A 16,499-nucleotide genomic window follows, 5' to 3' on the forward strand; every position below is an offset into this window, starting at 1 on the left:
CGGATGAGCGGCGACAGCATCGCATTCGACAACGTCTCGGTCACCTATGCGGGCGGCCATGCCGCGCTCGACGGCGTGACGCTGGAGATTCCAGCGGGCCAGATGGTTGCCGTCGTCGGATTGTCGGGCGCAGGAAAGTCCACACTGATTCGCACCATCAACGGCCTCGTTCCGGTCACCTCCGGCACTGTGACGGTCGGTGATCGCGCTGTGAACAACCTCAGCAGCAAGGGGTTACGGGATCTGCGCGGCGACATCGGAATGATCTTTCAGGGCTTCAACCTCGCCAAGCGCACCAGCGTGTTGAACAACGTGATGATGGGACGACTGCACAGCTCGCCGATGTGGCGAACGCTGCTCGGTGCGTGGTCGGCCGAGGACACCGAGCTGGGAATGCAGGCCCTCGAACGTGTCGAGATCGTCGGCAAGGCCTACGAGAAGGCGTCGTCGCTCTCCGGTGGTCAGCAGCAGCGGGTCGCCATCGCGCGAGCATTGGCGCAAGGGCCGCGGGTGATCCTCGCGGACGAACCGGTGGCCTCGCTCGATCCGCCGACCTCGCACGTCGTCATGCGGGATCTGCAACGCATCAACGCCGATCTCGGCATCACGGTCGTCGTCAATCTGCACTTTCTCGATCTTGCCAGACGCTACGGCGACCGGCTGATCGGGCTGCGGGACGGGAAGGTCGTGTTCGACGGCCATGGCCGCGACGCCGACGAATCGGTGTTCGAGAGTATCTACGGACGCTCGCTCACCGCCGAGGACGTCCTGGAAGCCAAGGCAGAGCTGTGATCACGCCGCTCGCAACCAGGCCGGCGAAACCGCGTTCGGCCTGGAAAACCGTTGTTGTCCTTGCCGTCATCGCCGTCATCACGATCTGGGCCGGGATCGGCATCGGTGTCGACCTGGGCGACATCATCGACAACTGGGGCAATGCGACCGGCAAGCTCGTTCAGCTGATGCAACCCGACTACTGGTTTTTCCCCGAGACCGTCGATGCGATCCTCGAGACGCTGCAGATGGCTGTCATCGCGACGGCGATCGGAGCCGCGATCTCCCTCCCGCTCAGTTTTGCGGCCTCGCATGTCACCAACCCGAATCGACCGTTGCTGATGGCCGTGCGCGGAATCATGAATGTCGTACGCGCAGTGCCGGATCTGCTGTACGCGGCGGTGTTGGTCGCGGTGGTCGGCACCGGAGCGCTGTCGGGAATTCTGGCGCTGATCCTGTTCAACGTCGGCATCATCGTCAAGCTCGTCTCCGAGGCACTGGACTCCGTCGATCGTGGTCCGCAGGAAGCGGCCCTCGCTGCCGGCGGCACCTGGATCGCGGCCGATCGGAGTGCTGTTGCGCCGCAGATCTTTCCGGCGTTCGTCTCGCAGAGTCTCTACACGTTGGAGCTGAACGTCCGCGCCTCGGCGGTCATCGGGCTCGTCGGTGCAGGAGGCCTCGGCATGCTCATCGACAACGTCCGCACCTTCTACAAGTATCACCAACTCAGCCTCATCATCCTCGAGATTCTCGTCATCGTCCTGGTGCTGGAACTGATCTCGTCCTGGGCCCGTCGAAAGTTGGTCGGATGAGCGTCATCGACCGCACCGCACGCGTCACCCCGGCTCGGCCGCGGAAACCGCGCAACCCCCTGCGCACCGCGGTGTGGGCCGGCATCGTCGCACTGTTCGCACTGTCGTTGTACGGCATCGAGATTCGCTGGGACAGGCTGCTGGAGCTACCGCAGAACCTGGTGCGCTACGCAGGGCTGATGTTCGTGCCGCCCGACGTCTCCGCGCTGGGCAAGGCCGTCTCGGCCACCATCGAATCGGTGCAGATGGCGTGGTTCGGAACGGTGCTCGGCATCATCGTGTCGTTTCCGCTCAGCTTCCTCGCGGCCGCGAACATCGGGCCGCTCTGGCTGCGGTGGCCGCTGCGTGTGGTGTTCGCCGTCATCAGGGCGGTGCCGGAGGTCGTCATCGCGATTCTCATCCTGTCGGTCACCGGGCTCACCGCGTTCACCGGAGCGCTCGCCATCGCCATCGGCTCGGTGGGCACCCTCGGCAAGTGGGGATACGAGGCCATCGAAGGTGCCGAGAAGGGGCCGATCGAAGCGGCCCGGGCCGCTGGAGGTTCTACGGCGCAGATCGTGCGGTGGGGACTGTGGACCGACGTCGCCCCCGAGGTGTTCGCGTTCTGGCTCTATCGCTTCGAGATCAACGTTCGGGCGTCGGCCATCCTGGGTCTGATCGGTGCAGGCGGAATCGGCAGCATGCTGGTCGACAACGTGCAGTACCGGCAGTGGGGTGCGGTGGGCATGCTGCTGATCGTCGTCGTGGTCATCACTGTGATCATCGATCAGATCTCCGGGCGGGTGCGTCGCCGCATCATCGACGGACACTGGGGCCGGCACAGAACGATATGAGCAAGATATGAGCATGGATCTCGCGCCGGGTGGAGTCGTCCCGCACATCAGATCGATCATTCCCTCGTTGCTGCCGGCCGAGCGGGCCGTCGCCGAAGTCTTTCTCGAACGTCCCGCCGACATCGTCGAGATGTCCTCGCAGCAGGTGGCCGATGCAGCAGGCGCATCGCGGGCGTCGGTGGTCCGCACCTGCCAGAGTCTCGGCTTCGGCGGGTATCAGCAACTCCGGGTGCTGCTCGCGCGCGACGCGGCGCGCGCCCTGCCCACCCAGGAACGTTCGGCTGACGGCCCGTTCGCGATCGTCACCGAGACCTTCGCCCACGTCGGAGAGTCCATCGCGGCGATGACGGCTCTACTCACCAACGAGGACGTCACGCGCGCCGTGTCCACCCTCGCCGGTGCCGAGTCGATCGTGGTCATCGGAAACGGGCTCTCGGCTGCGCTGGCCGCCGATACCGATTCCCGGATGCGGTCTCTGGGTCTGCGCTCGCACGCACCCACCGACTCCATTGCCCAACAGGTTGCCGTTCGGCTTCTCACCGACCGTGACGTCGCCCTGATCATCAGCGGATCGGGCGCGACGAGCGCGTCGACCAAGGCCGCGCAGGCCGCTCGGGAGCGCGGGGCCACCGTGGTGTCGGTGACGTCGTTCGCCCGGTCGACTCTGGCGGCCGCGTCGGACATAGCCCTGGTGGTGGGCATGCGAGATCTCAGTTTCCAGCGTGAACTCGCCGTCACCAGCCGGATTCCGCACGTGATCCTGCTGGAGGGACTGATGGCGGCGCTGACCGACGCATTGGGGGACAAGGCGTCGGCGGCGATGGCCGCGACCCTCGAAGTCATTTCCGGCAACCTGGGTGAGTGAAGCGTCACCTGTGGTCGGTGACACCGTCGCACCTGTGTGCACGCTAGGTTCACTACGGTAGAAGGCGAGCAGTAGCGCAGTTGCTGCTCCCGCCGGCATGTCGACGACAGGACAGGGACCAACATCGTGAGTACAGACGACGCTGCCGTAGCAACGGTCGTTGCCGGAGTCGACCTGGGTGACCCTGAGCTCGCGCGATCCGTCGCCGACGGCCTCGCACGCGTCGAAGAGCTGATGATCAGCGAACTCTCCGATGGAGAAGAGTTCCTGACCGAGGCCGCGCTGCACCTGGCCAAGGCCGGCGGAAAACGCTTCCGGCCCCTGTTCACGGTGCTCACCGGCCAGCTCGGGCCGTCGCCGACCGATCCTGCGATCGTCACCGCCGCCACGGTCGTCGAACTGGTTCACCTCGCCACGCTCTATCACGACGACGTCATGGACGAGGCGTCGATGCGCCGAGGTGCGGAGAGCGCGAACTCACGCTGGGGCAACAGTGTGGCGATTCTCGCGGGCGACTACCTGTTCGCGCACGCGTCGAGGCTGGTGTCCACCCTCGGTCCCGACGCCGTTCGGATCATCGCCGAGACGTTCGCCGAGCTGGTCACCGGTCAGATGCGCGAGACGATCGGAGCCAAGGGCACCGAGGATCCCGTCGCGCACTACCTGAAGGTCGTGTGGGAGAAGACCGGATCGCTCATCGCCTCGTGTGGACGCTTCGGTGGAACGTTCAGTGGGGGCGACGCCGAGCACGTGGGACGCCTCGAGCGCCTCGGTGACGCCGTCGGCACCGCGTTCCAGATCTCCGACGACATCATCGACATCTCCTCGGCCACCGAGCAGTCCGGCAAGACCCCCGGCACCGACCTTCGCGAGGGTGTACACACTCTGCCGGTGCTGTTCGCGCTCCGCGAAGAAGGTGCCGACGGCGATCGGCTGCGCGAGATCCTGGCCGGCCCGGTCACCGAGGACGCGCTCGTCACCGAGGCCCTCGAGCTGTTGCAGCGCTCGCCGGGAATGGTCTCGGCCAAGAAGACGCTCGGCGAATTCGCAGCTCGGGCTCATGCAGAGCTCGCGCAGCTGCCGCAGGGACCGGCCAACGATGCGCTCGGACGGTTGGTGAACTACACCGTCGAACGCGTCGGCTAGCGACCCTCCAGGCGGGAACTGCAGGTCCTGGTGTTTTCGTTGAATCGGGTAGGAACACCCGGTACGAGGAGGCACCAGTAACAGTGAACAGTTACGCGAACGGCGCGAAGACTTTCGGCCTGCTGGTCGGGATGTCCGCACTCATCGTTTTCATCGGCTCGTTGTTCGGCAATTCGATGATTCTGATCGGGTCCGTCGTCTTGGCCGTGGGCGTGAACGGCTACGCGTATTTCAACAGCGCGAAGATGGCCTTGCGGTCGATGCATGCGGTGCCGGTGACCGAGCTCGAGCAGCCGGCGATGTATCGCATCGTGCGCGAGTTGGCTACGGCCGCTCATCAGCCGATGCCCGCGCTGTACGTGAGCCCCACCAACAATCCCAACGCTTTCGCCACCGGGCGAAACCCACGCAACGCAGCCGTGTGCTGCACCGAGGGCATTCTGCGAATCCTCGACGAGCGGGAACTGCGCGCGGTGCTCGGCCACGAGCTGTCGCACGTCTACAACCGCGACATCCTGATCTCGTCGGTTGCGGGTGCGATGGCGTCGGTCATCTCGGGTCTGGCCAACCTGGCGTTCTTCGCCAATGTCTTCGGCGGACGCGGCAACGGGGGACCGAACCCGCTCGCGCTGCTGCTGGTGTCGATGCTGGGACCCATTGCGGCCAGCCTGGTTCGCCTCGCGGTCTCCCGCTCGCGTGAGTACCAAGCCGACCAGTCCGGGGCCGAGCTGACCGGCGATCCGTTGGCGCTGGCCTCGGCGCTCCGCAAGCTCGAGCAGGGAGTGCAGCTGGCACCGCTGCCACCGGAGCCGCGGCTGGCGGCAGAGTCACATCTGATGATCGCCAATCCGTTCCGGCTCGGCGACAAGGCGGGTGCGCTCTTCGCCACCCACCCGCCGATGGCCGACCGCATCGAGCGACTCGAACGGATGGCCGGCCACCGGCCGTATTGAGCGGCTGCGCCGCACGTGAACGAAACTTCGACCCCTGCTACGAAGTTGTACTCACGTGCGGCGCAGGAGTGGAGCCTGCGGAACGACCCAGGTGAGGAGCCGCTCTATCGGTAGTTGACGAACTGCAAGGCGATTCCGAAGTCCTCGCTCTTGAGCAACTGTTGGATCGCCTGGAGGTCGTCGCGCTTCTTGCTGCTCACGCGCAGCTCGTCGCCCTGGATCTGCGCTTTGACGCCCTTGGGGCCGTCGTCGCGGATCTTCTTCGAGATCTTCTTGGCGTTCTCGGTGCTGATGCCCTGGACGAGCTTGCCGGTGACCTTGTAGACCTTGCCCGACGCGGCAGGATCGTTGGTCTCGAACGCCTTGAGCGAGACGTCGCGGCGGATCAGCTTTTCCTTGAACACGTCCAGGGCCGCTTTGACCTTCTCCTCGGATTCGGACGTGATGACGATGGTCTCCGCCTCGCCGCTACCGGACCATTCGATGCTGGTGTCGGATCCGCGGAAGTCGAAGCGGGTCGCCAGCTCCTTCGCGGCCTGTCCCAGAGCGTTGTCCACTTCCTGGCGGTCGACTTTGCTCACTACGTCGAAGGACGAATCAGCCACTTCTCACACTCTCCAGTCGAATCGAAATATTTGATGTGGCGATGGTGTCGGACCACATCCTGCAGGGACTTTATCGGCCCGCTACCGACCGTATCCACCCGGTTTGCGTTCCGGGGGGACGTTCGTTGTATTCTTCTCACCGCGCCGAAGAGCAGTACGAGCTTCGATCGCAGCACGGCAGATTGCCCGAGCGGCCAATGGGAGCGGACTGTAAATCCGTCGGCTTATGCCTACGTAGGTTCGAATCCTACATCTGCCACACCTGGAACCCCGGCGAGTGTTTCTCTCGCTGGGGTTTCCATGTGAAGAGGACATGCATGGGCCGCTGACCACGTAATTTGGTACTGGGCGCTCGGAATGTGTAACCTCTTGGAGGCTTCAGCGCACGGCATGCGAGTGCTGATCCCGCCCCCTTAGCTCAGTCGGTAGAGCGTTTCCATGGTAAGGAAAAGGTCAACGGTTCGATTCCGTTAGGGGGCTCGCTGGATTGGATTGCTCGACGTCGAGTTCCTCACGTGGGATGGTAGACGATGAGCACCTGAGGCGGTGTAGCTCAGTTGGTAGAGCAAACGACTCATAATCGTTGCGTCGCCGGTTCAAGTCCGGTCACCGCTACACAGTAGGCAAGCACGACCAGTAGCACCCATGAACAGTCCTGATTGACCCAGATCAGATTTACCCGAAAGTAGGCGTCCAGTGGCCTCCTCCACCGATGTGCGGCCCAAGATCACCTTGGCCTGCGAGGTTTGCAAGCACCGCAACTACATCACCAAGAAGAACCGTCGGAACGACCCCGACCGCATCGAGCTGAAGAAGTTCTGCTCCAACTGCGGAACGCACCGGGCTCACCGCGAATCTCGCTAGATTGCACGGCTCGCTGGTTCGCAGTTCCGATCTCTAGTCGGCGCCCGGCGTTAGGTCACATTTTCTCCCCCTAACGGCTCTTGCGTCCAGGGTAGAAAAGGTTTTCCGTGTCACAAGCTCCACACGATGTCCCGACCATGGATGCATCCGCACACGCGGCGTCCATGGTCGGTTCTCATTTCCGCGTCGACGACTTCTACGAGGTCGGCCGCGAGAAGGTTCGTGAATACGCGCGTGCCGTCCAGGATTTTCATCCCGCGCATCACGACGAGGACGCAGCGAAGGGCCTCGGTTACGACGGTCTCCTCGCGCCCTTGACCTTCATTTCCCTGCTCGGAATCAGTGCGCAGACCCGGATGCTGCAAGAGGTCATCACCGGTTACGACCCGAGCCAGATTCTGCAGACCGACCAACGACTGGAATTCCATCGCCCGATTCAGGTCGGCGATCGAATCTTCTGCGACGTGTACCTCGAGTCCTTCCGGCAGATGAGCGGCAGCGACATCATGACCACGAAGAACATCATCACCGACCAGAACGGTGATCTCGTACAGACCACGTGGACGACCATCGTGGCGCGGACCGGCGGGGAGATCGACGAGAACATCGCCCATGCGGTCAAGGAAGTGATCAGGCATGGCGCTTCGTAGTTTCGACGACGTGTCCGTCGGCGAGGAGCTGCCCGAGCGAGTCGTGTCCTTGACCCGCGGCGACCTGGTGAACTACGCAGGTGTGTCCGGCGATCCCAACCCGATCCACTGGAGTGACGAGGTTGTCGCGCTGGCCGGATTGGACAACGTGATCGCGCACGGCATGCTGACGATGGGCCTCGGTGCCGGTTTCGTCACGTCATGGCTCGGCGATCCGGGTGCGGTCACCGAGTACAACGTGCGCTTCACCAGCTCGGTGTTCGTCCCGGCGGATTCGGCGGCGCAGGTCGAGTTCACCGGCAAGATCAAGACGATGGACGCCGAGGAGCGAACTGCCGTGATTGCCATCGTGGCGAAGTTCGAGGGCAAGAAGATTTTCGGGCGAGCTACCGCAACGGTACGTTTGGCCTGAGCATGTCGATCCGGCAGAAGCAGTTCGTGGCCGGGACGACGGGATTTATCTGTTCCGAAGAGTGTGCAGTACACTGAGATTTCTGGGGTAATCCGGCGCTCTGCGCTGCCCGCGTCCTCTTCCCGAGGTTACGTGGGTTCGTGCGTGTGAGTCGGATGGACACCAGAGCGGCTGAGAAGTTTCGGCCGAAGGGGCGTAGCTCAATTGGTAGAGCAACGGTCTCCAAAACCGTAGGTTGCAGGTTCAAGTCCTGTCGCCCCTGCCCAAGGTGTCAGCAACTGAGAGGAACGACGTGAGCGAGGAGCGCGGTAAGCGCGACGGTCGATCGGGGGAGTTCGAGGACTCTTCGGCCCCAGACGACGTCGTACCTGGCTCCGAGGGCCGTCTCTCCGATGCTGATACGTCTGCCGGTGGATCTTCTGCGGAGGCTGTCGTACCCACTGGTAAGCGATCGTCGAGCAGGTCACGCAGCACCGGTGCTGCCTCGGTGTCGATGACGAAGACTGCGAGCGCGTCCACGAAAGCCACGTCCGGCAAGGGACGTTCGGGCAAGGCCAAGGCAGACAAGCGGCCCAACGTTTTTCTGCGGCTGCTGCAGTTCTTCCGCGAGGTTGTTGCCGAACTGCGCAAGGTCATCTGGCCGAACAAGAAGCAGATGGTCACCTACACCACCGTCGTGCTCGTCTTCCTGACGTTCATGGTCGCGTACATCAGCGGTCTCGACGTGTTGTTCATCAAGGGCGTCGGCTGGCTGTTCGGCTGACCGAGACGGCCGACTTTTCGACGATCGAACCGAGCAGGAAACTAGAGAAAGGGTGCTGACGTGAGCACGCCGCACAACGACGCCACCGAAGTGGCCGCATTCGACGCCGATGTCGAGGCGACCAAGCAGGGCCTCGAAGCGGAGCAGGCCGCTCAGGACCGCGAGACCGACGAAGCAATCAAGGCCGACGTGGCCGCTGCCGCCGGGGACGACGTTGCCGCCGAAGGCGACGAGGCCGCTGACGCCGACGTCACGGCAGAGCCCGAGGATCCCGTCGCCGAGATGAAGGCGGCTCTGCGTCGCGCTCCCGGCGACTGGTACGTCATCCACTCGTACGCCGGATACGAGAACAAGGTCAAGGCCAACCTCGAGACCCGTGTGCAGAACCTCGACGTCGGCGACTACATCTTCCAGGTGGAAGTTCCCACCGAAGAGGTCACCGAGATCAAGAACGGCCAGCGCAAGCAGGTCAACCGCAAGGTTCTGCCCGGCTACATCCTGGTCCGCATGGAACTCAACGACGAGTCCTGGGGCGCGGTGCGCAACACCCCCGGCGTCACCGGATTCGTCGGTGCGACGTCGCGTCCGTCACCGTTGACCATCAACGAAGTCGTCAAGTTCCTCATGCCGCAGGAAGGTGCCAAGAAGGACGCGAAAGCGACCGCAGGCGCAAGCGACCAGAGCGGCGACACCACGTCGAAGCCGACCATCGAGGTCGACTTCGAGGTCGGCGAGTCGGTCACCGTCATGGACGGCCCGTTCGCGACTCTCCCCGCCAGCATCAGCGAGGTCAACGCAGAGCAGCAGAAGCTCAAGGTGTTGGTATCGATCTTCGGCCGTGAAACCCCGGTCGAGCTCGGCTTCACCCAGGTCTCCAAGATCTAGAAGCCGCGCGCACAGACTTGCAGTAGCAACCGCAAGAAACCCGAGCGAATACAAGGAAAAAGAAATGCCCCCGAAGAAGAAGAAGCTAGCCGGGATCATCAAGCTTCAGATCCAGGCCGGTGCCGCCAACCCGGCACCGCCCGTCGGCCCCGCATTGGGCCAGCACGGCGTCAACATCATGGAGTTCTGCAAGGCGTACAACGCCGCGACCGAGTCGCAGCGCGGCAACGTCGTACCGGTCGAGATCTCGGTCTACGAAGACCGCACGTTCGACTTCAAGCTCAAGACTCCTCCCGCTGCCAAGCTGCTGCTCAAGGCTGCAGGCGTGGCAAAGGGCTCCGGCGAGCCGCACAAGACCAAGGTCGCCAAGGTGACCATGGATCAGGTGCGCGAGATCGCCAAGACCAAGCAGGAAGACCTCAACGCCAACGACATCGATCAGGCCGCGAAGATCATCGCCGGCACTGCTCGCTCGATGGGCATCACGGTCGAAGGCTGATTACCAGCTCTCTGCAGTAACCGAAGTACACGTGGGAGAGCCGGCCAGGCTCGTCAACCACACTGAACTCGAACGAAGGACAGCAAGACATGGCAAAGCGCAGCAAGGCCTACCTCGAGCAGGCCGCAAAGATCGACCAGGACAATCTCTACTCTCCTCTCGAAGCCGCCAAGTTGGCCAAGGAGACCGCGTCGAGCAAGTTCGACCCCACCGTCGAGGTTGCAGTGCGACTCGGCGTCGATCCCCGCAAGGCGGATCAGATGGTGCGCGGCACCGTCAACCTTCCCCACGGCACCGGCAAGACCGCTCGGGTTATTGTTTTCGCCGCTGGTGAGAAGGCTGCAGAGGCCGAGGCAGCAGGAGCCGACGTCGTCGGAGCAGAAGATCTGATCGAGCGCATCCAGGGCGGTTTCCTGGACTTCGACGCCGCGATCGCCACCCCCGATCAGATGGCCAAGGTCGGCCGCATTGCCCGTGTCCTCGGACCGCGTGGCCTGATGCCGAACCCGAAGACGGGCACGGTCACCAACGATGTGACCAAGGCCGTCAACGACATCAAGGGCGGCAAGATCAACTTCCGCGTCGACAAGCAGGCCAACCTGCACTTCGTCATCGGTAAGGCCTCGTTCGACGAGACCAAGCTGGTGGAGAACTACGGCGCAGCGCTGGACGAGATCCTGCGTGCGAAGCCGTCGTCGGCCAAGGGTCGTTACGTCAAGAAGGTCACCGTCTCGACCACCACCGGACCCGGCGTCCAGGTCGATCCGAACCGCACGCGCAACCTCCTCGAGGACGACGCGAACGCGTAATTTCGTATCTGCGAACGAAGGCCGGTCTCCCCAGGGAGGCCGGCCTTCGTCGTAGGGTCTTGCCGAGGATCTAGGCCGCGTTCGCGCGAGCGAAGTTGGCCAGGACGATGCCGCTGATGCGGTCGAGCAACGCGGCGGGTAGGTCGTGGGCCATGCCGTCTATCAGCGTCAGCTCGGCACCGGGAACGGCGCGGGCGATGGCCTTGCCGCACGACGGTCGGACCAGTCTGTCGGCGGTCCCGTGAATGACGGTCGTCGGCGCGGTGATCTTCTTCGCGTACGGCCGCAGGCTGCCGGTGCCGGTGATCGCAGCCATCTGCCGCACGACGCCCGAGGGGTTGTAGTTCCGCTCGTACATCACCTGCGCGATCTCCAGTTGTTCCTCGAGCGGAGTGCGGAAGCCGGGAGAGCCGATGGTGGACAACGTCTTTGCCGAATGCGCGATGATTTCCTCTTTCGTGGCGTCCTTCCCGACGCCACCGAGCAGGGGCAGCAGGGCGCGTGGGTCCGGCGGAGGCAGGAACGGCTCGTTGGTGCTCGAGAAGAGAATGCCCACCGATTCGGTTCGTTCGGGGTAACTACCGGCGAAGACCTGAGTGATCATGCCTCCCATCGATGCACCGACGACGTGCACGGTATCGATGCCGAGGTGATCGAGTACTCCTACGGCGTCGGCGGCCATGTCGACGATCGTGTAGGGCACGTCGGAAGACATCCCGAGCTCGTGTCGGATCATTCGGAGGATCTGGGATCCCCGCACCTTTTGCCCGGTCATCTTCGTGGACAGTCCGATGTCGCGGTTGTCGATGCGGATCACTCGGTATCCCGCATCGACGAGGCGGGTACAGAAATCCATGGGCCACAACGTCAATTGCGCGGACAGGCCCATGATCAGCAGGACCGCAGGGTCATCGACCGAACCCATGTCCTCGTACGCGATCTCGACGGAGTTCGCCGGCGCGATGCCTTGTTCGATTCTCATGATGTCGTTCCTACCAGCCCGGCTCACCGAGTATGGGCACCACCAGGTAGCTCGGGCTTTCCGGGTCGATGCTGATGTCCTGTTTGCGTAGTCGAGTGCGCAGTAGGTCCGGCAAGATCGGGATGAACCGTGGTGTGTCGGTGGCGAATACGTCGACCCGGAGTCGGTGGCCAGTGGCGATGACGGCCTCGGTGGTGAGAATGTCGATATCGAGAACGATGGGTTCGCCGATGGGTACCGGAAGCAGCGCCGCTTCGGTGAGCGGGTGGTAGGGCCGGGTGTAGTCGCCGTTCGGCGCGAACAAGGAACGTTCGTCGTCCACGGCTCGACGCGAGGCCAGAAGAGCGCCGTTGCTGAGCACCGTCGAGGTCCCGTCGGGAGCGACGTCGCAGATCATGATGGCCCACAACGCTTCCCGTGCGTGGCAGACCACTCGAAGATGCAGATTCATCGGACCGGACAGAACGGCGTCCGACTCGGCCGGACCGGTGGTGAAGGTGACTGCGGCACCTTCGGCGAACCGGTTGTCGTAGGTGAATCCGCCCCCCAACACTGCCGTCACGCCGGCGAGTACCTGGGTGGTGTCACGCGAGACGACGGCCCGCAACGAGGGCCGCACCGTCAGGATGTCGCGGGACGTGGCCGGTTCGGTCGTGAGGCTGCCGTCGGCTACGGCGTGGGCTGCCGTTCCTGAGGGCGTCGCCGACAGGTACAGCCTGCGTGGTTGCGCCCGCGGAGCCGGAAAGCGGCCGTGCGCAGTCCAATTGCCGCCCTGTTGACGCAACGTGACGGGGCCGTAGTTCTCGATTCCGTTGTCGATGTCGCGTAGCCACTTGTCGAACCAGGCTCGCTCGAGCATATCGAGACGCGGTGGAAAGCCCGGTTCGCCGAACCCGATTCCGGGGTTGCCGTGGTACCCGTCACCGACGAGCAACTGCTTCGATCCGCGTTCGAGGGACAGCCGGTTGTAGATGTCGGGGGCGGAGCCGCCGAAGATGTCGTGCCAGCAGCCGTACAAGAATGTCGGCACCGCGATGTCCTCGATGGCGGCGTCGATGGTGTCGTAGTACTCGTCGTCGTAGATTCGTGAATCTCGTCCTGTGACAAAGCCTTTGGCCAGATCGAACAGGTTGGTGGCGGGGGACAGGGTGCGATCGCGGAGCCAGGTGAACGTGTCGATGCCGCCGATGGCCGGTGCCCACTTCAATGCGTTGACGGCGGTGAGCCACAGCGGGATGAACGCCGAGGTGGCCCCTCCGGTTGCGAAGATCTCGCGGACGATGTCCACCGAGCCCTCGACGGCGAAGATCGCGTCGAGCCCGGCGGGTTGCTTGGCTGCGGCCTGCAGCGCATTGATCGCCGAGTACGAGATGCCGGCCATTCCCACCCTGCCGTTGCACCAGTACTGGCGTCGGGCCCAGTCGATCACCTCGAGGGAATCGAGTTGTTCGCGGGTGCCCAGCACGTCCCAGGTGCCCGAGGAACTGCCGGTGCCGCGGACATCGACGATCATCTGAACGTACCCGCTGCGGACGAGGTGCCGGTTGACCGACAGCAGGTCCGCCGCCCCGCCTGCAACCACTCGGGTGATCTCGGTGATGCCGTCGAAACGGGTTCCGGTGAGGTCGAACGCGGACGAGAAGGCTCTGATCGCACGACCGAGAACAGGGGTCTCGAGGATCGTGTCGATGCTCTTGATCAGCAGCTTGTTGTACGGCGTCAGATTCAGGACGGTGGGAAAACTCCCCGTCACCGCCTTACCCGATGCGTCGGCGGGGCGGACGACGTACGCGCGCAGCGCTGTGCCGTCGCTCATCGGGATACGAACGTTCGCCGATACCGACACTCGCGGATACCGCGGTTCCTCGCGCACGATCGCCGCCCACGCCGCTGCCGCGTCGCCGCCGCTGGGGTCGCGTACGGGTTGCAGTAGGGGGTGGGGCTGCACGGCAGTCATGAACGTCGACTAGACCGTCGAACGACCCTGTTTGTCCCGAGGTGTCAACTTCAGAAGACGGCTGCACTCTTTGCAGGCGTTTCGAGGGTGAGTGCACGTGTCTTCTGACATTCTGATGTCAGAAGTGCGGTGCACGGTCGCACGTTCGGCTCTCGGTGACAGGGAGGCTTGTGGTGGACCCCGACAAGCTCGACGTCGTGGAGACCGGTGTGCTGACAGCGTCGGGGGAGCGGTGGTCCCAGGCCGAGGCCCGTTTCGCTGTCCTGGCTCCCTTGCTGGAGATGCATTCGGTGCGTTCGGAAGCGGTCGACGATGCCGCGCAACGGTTGGGATTGTCCAGGCGGCAGGTCTACACGTTGGTCGGCAGGCTCAGGAACGGGACGGGGACAGTCACCGATCTTCTGACGAAGGTCTCGTCGGGAGGGCGTGGCCGCAGCCGAGTAGCGGCTGAGGTCGAGGAAGTGATCGGCGATCATCTCACCCGCTATTTTCTTCACCGCCAGAAGCTGAGTGTCGCTGCGCTGCACCGACGTATAGCACTGGCGTGTCATCGCGCGGGTTTGCCGGTGCCGGCCAGAAATACCGTCACTGCGCGTATCGCCGCGCTCCCTCCGGCATCGGTGGCCAGGTCAGGCGGAGGACCCGATGCCGCCCGCCCACGTCAGTCCGCCGGCGACGTTCCACCGACGGTTTCGGGGATTCTCGATCAGGTCCAGATCGACCACACCGTCGTCGATCTGATGGTCGTTGACGAGTAAGAGCGGTAACCGATCGGCCGCCCCTACCTGACGATCGCCGTTGATGTCTTCAGCCGTTCCGTACTCGGGTTCGTCGTCACTCTGGAGCCGCCGTCGTCGATATCGGTCGGGTTGTGCCTGGGCCGCGTGTGCTGCGGGAAGCAGACGTGGCTGGAGGCATGCGAGCTGGCTGAGCAGGTGCAGTGGCCGATGGCGGGGAAGCCGAAGCAGTTGTATCTCGACAACGCCTCCGAGTTCAAAAGCGAAGCGCTGCGCCGCGGATGCGCCCAGCACGCCATCACCCTCGAGTACCGTCCTCCGGGCCGACCGCACTACGGCGGGATCGTCGAACGCATCATCGGAACGGCGATGACGGCGGTGCACGAGCTGCCTGGGACCACCTTCTCGAACCCAGCGGACCGAGGAAGTTACGACTCGGACAAGCACGCGGCGTTGACATTGCGTGAGTTGGAGCGTTGGCTGGTCCTGGCTATAGCCTCGTATCACGCGAGCGTTCACGCAGGGATCGGGAACACTCCGGCCGCCGTGTGGGCCGGTGGGGTCGCCGCAGTTGGTCATGCCCCTCGTGTGGTGCTCGGCGAAACCGCGTTCTTGGTGGACTTTCTTCCCGTCATCCGGCGACGTCTGACGCGGACGGGCTTCGTTCTCGATCACGTGCACTACTTCTCGAACGCGCTCAAACCGTGGGTTGCGCGGCGAGAGGATTTGGGGCGGTTCGTGATACGACGTGACCCACGCGATTTGAGCAGAATCTGGGTCCTCGAACCAGACGGTGCCGGCTATGTCGAGGTGCCGTACCGGACGATGTCACATCCCGCGGTGACACTGTGGGAGCACCGAGCTGCTATCGCCCGTCTCCGCGAACAAGGTCGGTCGAACGTCGATGAGAGCGCTCTGTTTTCGATGATCGAGCAGATGCGCGAGGTCACCGACCGCTCGCAGAAAGCCACCCGCAAAGCCCGGCGCAACCGTGCCCGCCGCATGCATCTCACCGGTGCCGCCGCGTGTGCACCGATCCCGGCGATCCACCCGCCGGTGGAGCCTCGAGCGGACGGCGGCACCGCCACGCCGGTCTTCAGCGACATCGAGGAATGGTGAGGCGATGACCGCATAGACAGGAAGTGGCGAAGAACCCGCCGAGTCGTCCATTGAGGATTTGGGGCACCTGCGGATGCCGTACACGCAGATCGCGGCCCTGCGGGCATGCGATGTCACCGCCGATGCGGGTCTCGACGCCTTTCGCGTCGAGACAGGCCGCGGCGTTCGTACCCTCACCTCCCTCGCGCTGGCGGGGACGGGCATTTCTCCGCGCACGGTGTTCCAGCGCTGGTGTGAGGTGCTCGGCCATCAGACCCGGTATGCGAGCACCCGAATGCTCGCCGACGCTCTCGATGCCGTGGACGGTACCGGGCTCGGCGGATACGACCGGTATTTCGATCCGGCCGATCGACAGCCGCTGTCGACTCCTATCGACCGGTGGGGCCACACCCCGTTGGCTGCGACCCCGCTGACCGCCCGTGCGGTAGCGGGCATCGTGCGAATGCACCTGGACGGACGGGCACCCACCCACCTGCAGCCCACTGCGCGGTCACAACATCCGGAGCAGATCGCGGCACCGGATCCAGTACCGCGGGTCCTACTCGACCCCGGCTACTACGAACGCGGAACGCTTGCGCGTAGACACGCCCACGGTCTTCTCGACGAAGTGGACTCCGTCCTCGCCGATGTCGAAACCCGCGCGGACAGCCTGTTGGAAGCTCTCGTCGACTTTCTCGAATCGGAGACCGCACGCGTGCCGGCCGACACCGTCGAGTGACAAGTGGTTGGTACTCGGGTTTGCACACACTCTTCTTCTCACGGCAGGGAGGCGGTGACGTCTCCGACATCTCCGAGATGAAGATCGACCAGGCCGCGAACGAACGAGGCATCGATCTG

19 protein-coding genes and 4 tRNA genes are annotated in these 16,499 nt (G+C 63.9%); 20 read left to right on the plus strand and 3 right to left on the minus strand.

Annotation, left to right across the window (positions count from 1 at the left end):
- The first annotated feature begins 3 nt into the window (after positions 1–3).
- The 6 genes from phnC to htpX all read left to right on the plus strand — a co-directional run bounded on the left by phnC (position 4) and on the right by htpX (position 5,380).
- The gene (gene phnC, locus AABD04_RS05155) at positions 4–792 is read left to right on the plus strand and encodes a phosphonate ABC transporter ATP-binding protein (RefSeq protein WP_243608474.1); all 789 of its coding nucleotides are present in this window, start codon (positions 4–6) and stop codon (positions 790–792) included.
- Positions 789–1,583 carry a phosphonate ABC transporter, permease protein PhnE gene (gene phnE / locus AABD04_RS05160; protein ID WP_243608473.1) on the plus strand — a complete coding sequence of 265 codons (795 nt, stop codon included), beginning with the start codon at positions 789–791 and terminating at the stop codon, positions 1,581–1,583. The genes phnC and phnE (AABD04_RS05160) overlap by 4 nt, the downstream gene beginning before the upstream one ends.
- Positions 1,580–2,416: a phosphonate ABC transporter, permease protein PhnE gene (gene phnE / locus AABD04_RS05165; RefSeq protein ID WP_243608472.1), complete on the plus strand. Its 837-nt coding sequence runs from the start codon at positions 1,580–1,582 to the stop codon at positions 2,414–2,416. The genes phnE (AABD04_RS05160) and phnE (AABD04_RS05165) overlap by 4 nt, the downstream gene beginning before the upstream one ends.
- A gap of 7 nt (positions 2,417–2,423) precedes the next feature.
- Positions 2,424–3,281, plus strand: a complete 858-nt coding sequence (locus AABD04_RS05170; protein WP_243608471.1) for a MurR/RpiR family transcriptional regulator — start codon at positions 2,424–2,426, stop codon at positions 3,279–3,281.
- A gap of 126 nt (positions 3,282–3,407) precedes the next feature.
- A complete protein-coding gene (locus tag AABD04_RS05175; protein WP_243608470.1) occupies positions 3,408–4,427 on the plus strand; it encodes a polyprenyl synthetase family protein in 1,020 nt (339 codons plus the stop codon).
- Positions 4,428–4,510: 83 nt separating this feature from the next.
- A complete protein-coding gene (gene htpX, locus AABD04_RS05180; RefSeq protein ID WP_082520718.1) occupies positions 4,511–5,380 on the plus strand; it encodes a zinc metalloprotease HtpX in 870 nt (289 codons plus the stop codon).
- Between the two features lie 104 nt (positions 5,381–5,484).
- Here htpX and AABD04_RS05185 read toward each other — a convergent pair whose 3' ends face one another.
- Positions 5,485–5,985 (minus strand): YajQ family cyclic di-GMP-binding protein, encoded by a 501-nt coding sequence (locus AABD04_RS05185; RefSeq protein ID WP_057475221.1) that lies wholly within the window; start codon positions 5,983–5,985, stop codon positions 5,485–5,487.
- 176 nt (positions 5,986–6,161) lie between these two features.
- Between AABD04_RS05185 and AABD04_RS05190 the strand changes: the two genes are divergently transcribed.
- The 11 genes from AABD04_RS05190 to rplA all read left to right on the plus strand — a co-directional run bounded on the left by AABD04_RS05190 (position 6,162) and on the right by rplA (position 10,867).
- Positions 6,162–6,244 (plus strand) — tRNA-Tyr (locus tag AABD04_RS05190).
- Between the two features lie 148 nt (positions 6,245–6,392).
- Positions 6,393–6,465: transfer RNA gene (locus AABD04_RS05195), tRNA-Thr, on the plus strand.
- A 62-nt stretch (positions 6,466–6,527) separates the two neighbouring features.
- A tRNA-Met gene (locus AABD04_RS05200) sits at positions 6,528–6,600 on the plus strand.
- Between the two features lie 81 nt (positions 6,601–6,681).
- The gene (rpmG, locus tag AABD04_RS05205) at positions 6,682–6,849 is read left to right on the plus strand and encodes a 50S ribosomal protein L33 (protein WP_027498281.1); all 168 of its coding nucleotides are present in this window, start codon (positions 6,682–6,684) and stop codon (positions 6,847–6,849) included.
- A gap of 137 nt (positions 6,850–6,986) precedes the next feature.
- Positions 6,987–7,499 (plus strand): (3R)-hydroxyacyl-ACP dehydratase subunit HadA, encoded by a 513-nt coding sequence (hadA, locus tag AABD04_RS05210; RefSeq protein WP_057475222.1) that lies wholly within the window; start codon positions 6,987–6,989, stop codon positions 7,497–7,499.
- Entirely contained in the window at positions 7,486–7,911 is a 426-nt protein-coding gene (gene hadB / locus AABD04_RS05215; RefSeq protein WP_057475223.1) for a (3R)-hydroxyacyl-ACP dehydratase subunit HadB, read from the plus strand. Before hadA ends, hadB begins: the two co-directional genes overlap by 14 nt.
- Before the next feature lie 189 nt (positions 7,912–8,100).
- A tRNA-Trp gene (locus AABD04_RS05220) sits at positions 8,101–8,173 on the plus strand.
- 30 nt (positions 8,174–8,203) lie between these two features.
- Complete coding sequence (secE, locus tag AABD04_RS05225; protein ID WP_243608469.1) at positions 8,204–8,674, plus strand: preprotein translocase subunit SecE; 471 nt, start codon at positions 8,204–8,206, stop codon at positions 8,672–8,674.
- A 60-nt stretch (positions 8,675–8,734) separates the two neighbouring features.
- Positions 8,735–9,559: a transcription termination/antitermination protein NusG gene (gene nusG, locus AABD04_RS05230; RefSeq protein WP_027498277.1), complete on the plus strand. Its 825-nt coding sequence runs from the start codon at positions 8,735–8,737 to the stop codon at positions 9,557–9,559.
- A 64-nt stretch (positions 9,560–9,623) separates the two neighbouring features.
- Entirely contained in the window at positions 9,624–10,058 is a 435-nt protein-coding gene (gene rplK / locus AABD04_RS05235; protein ID WP_008713829.1) for a 50S ribosomal protein L11, read from the plus strand.
- 89 nt (positions 10,059–10,147) lie between these two features.
- Positions 10,148–10,867 carry a 50S ribosomal protein L1 gene (gene rplA, locus AABD04_RS05240; RefSeq protein ID WP_027498276.1) on the plus strand — a complete coding sequence of 240 codons (720 nt, stop codon included), beginning with the start codon at positions 10,148–10,150 and terminating at the stop codon, positions 10,865–10,867.
- A 70-nt stretch (positions 10,868–10,937) separates the two neighbouring features.
- Here rplA and AABD04_RS05245 read toward each other — a convergent pair whose 3' ends face one another.
- The gene (locus AABD04_RS05245) at positions 10,938–11,849 is read right to left on the minus strand and encodes an alpha/beta fold hydrolase (protein ID WP_057475224.1); all 912 of its coding nucleotides are present in this window, start codon (positions 11,847–11,849) and stop codon (positions 10,938–10,940) included.
- A gap of 10 nt (positions 11,850–11,859) precedes the next feature.
- Entirely contained in the window at positions 11,860–13,806 is a 1,947-nt protein-coding gene (locus AABD04_RS05250; protein WP_094665462.1) for a CocE/NonD family hydrolase, read from the minus strand.
- A gap of 173 nt (positions 13,807–13,979) precedes the next feature.
- Between AABD04_RS05250 and AABD04_RS25235 the strand changes: the two genes are divergently transcribed.
- The 3 genes from AABD04_RS25235 (at position 13,980) to AABD04_RS05260 (ending at position 16,380) form a co-directional block, all read left to right on the plus strand.
- Entirely contained in the window at positions 13,980–14,564 is a 585-nt protein-coding gene (locus tag AABD04_RS25235) for a hypothetical protein (protein WP_228139278.1), read from the plus strand.
- A 189-nt stretch (positions 14,565–14,753) separates the two neighbouring features.
- Entirely contained in the window at positions 14,754–15,662 is a 909-nt protein-coding gene (locus AABD04_RS25240) for a Mu transposase C-terminal domain-containing protein (protein WP_441346983.1), read from the plus strand.
- Between the two features lie 73 nt (positions 15,663–15,735).
- On the plus strand, positions 15,736–16,380 hold the full coding sequence (locus AABD04_RS05260; RefSeq protein ID WP_068046090.1) for a hypothetical protein: 645 nt from the start codon (positions 15,736–15,738) through the stop codon (positions 16,378–16,380).
- Positions 16,381–16,499 lie beyond the last annotated feature (119 nt).

The sequence above is a fragment of the Rhodococcoides navarretei genome, from assembly GCF_038069675.1.
In the GTDB taxonomy this organism is placed as follows: Bacteria; Actinomycetota; Actinomycetes; order Mycobacteriales; family Mycobacteriaceae; genus Rhodococcoides; species Rhodococcoides navarretei.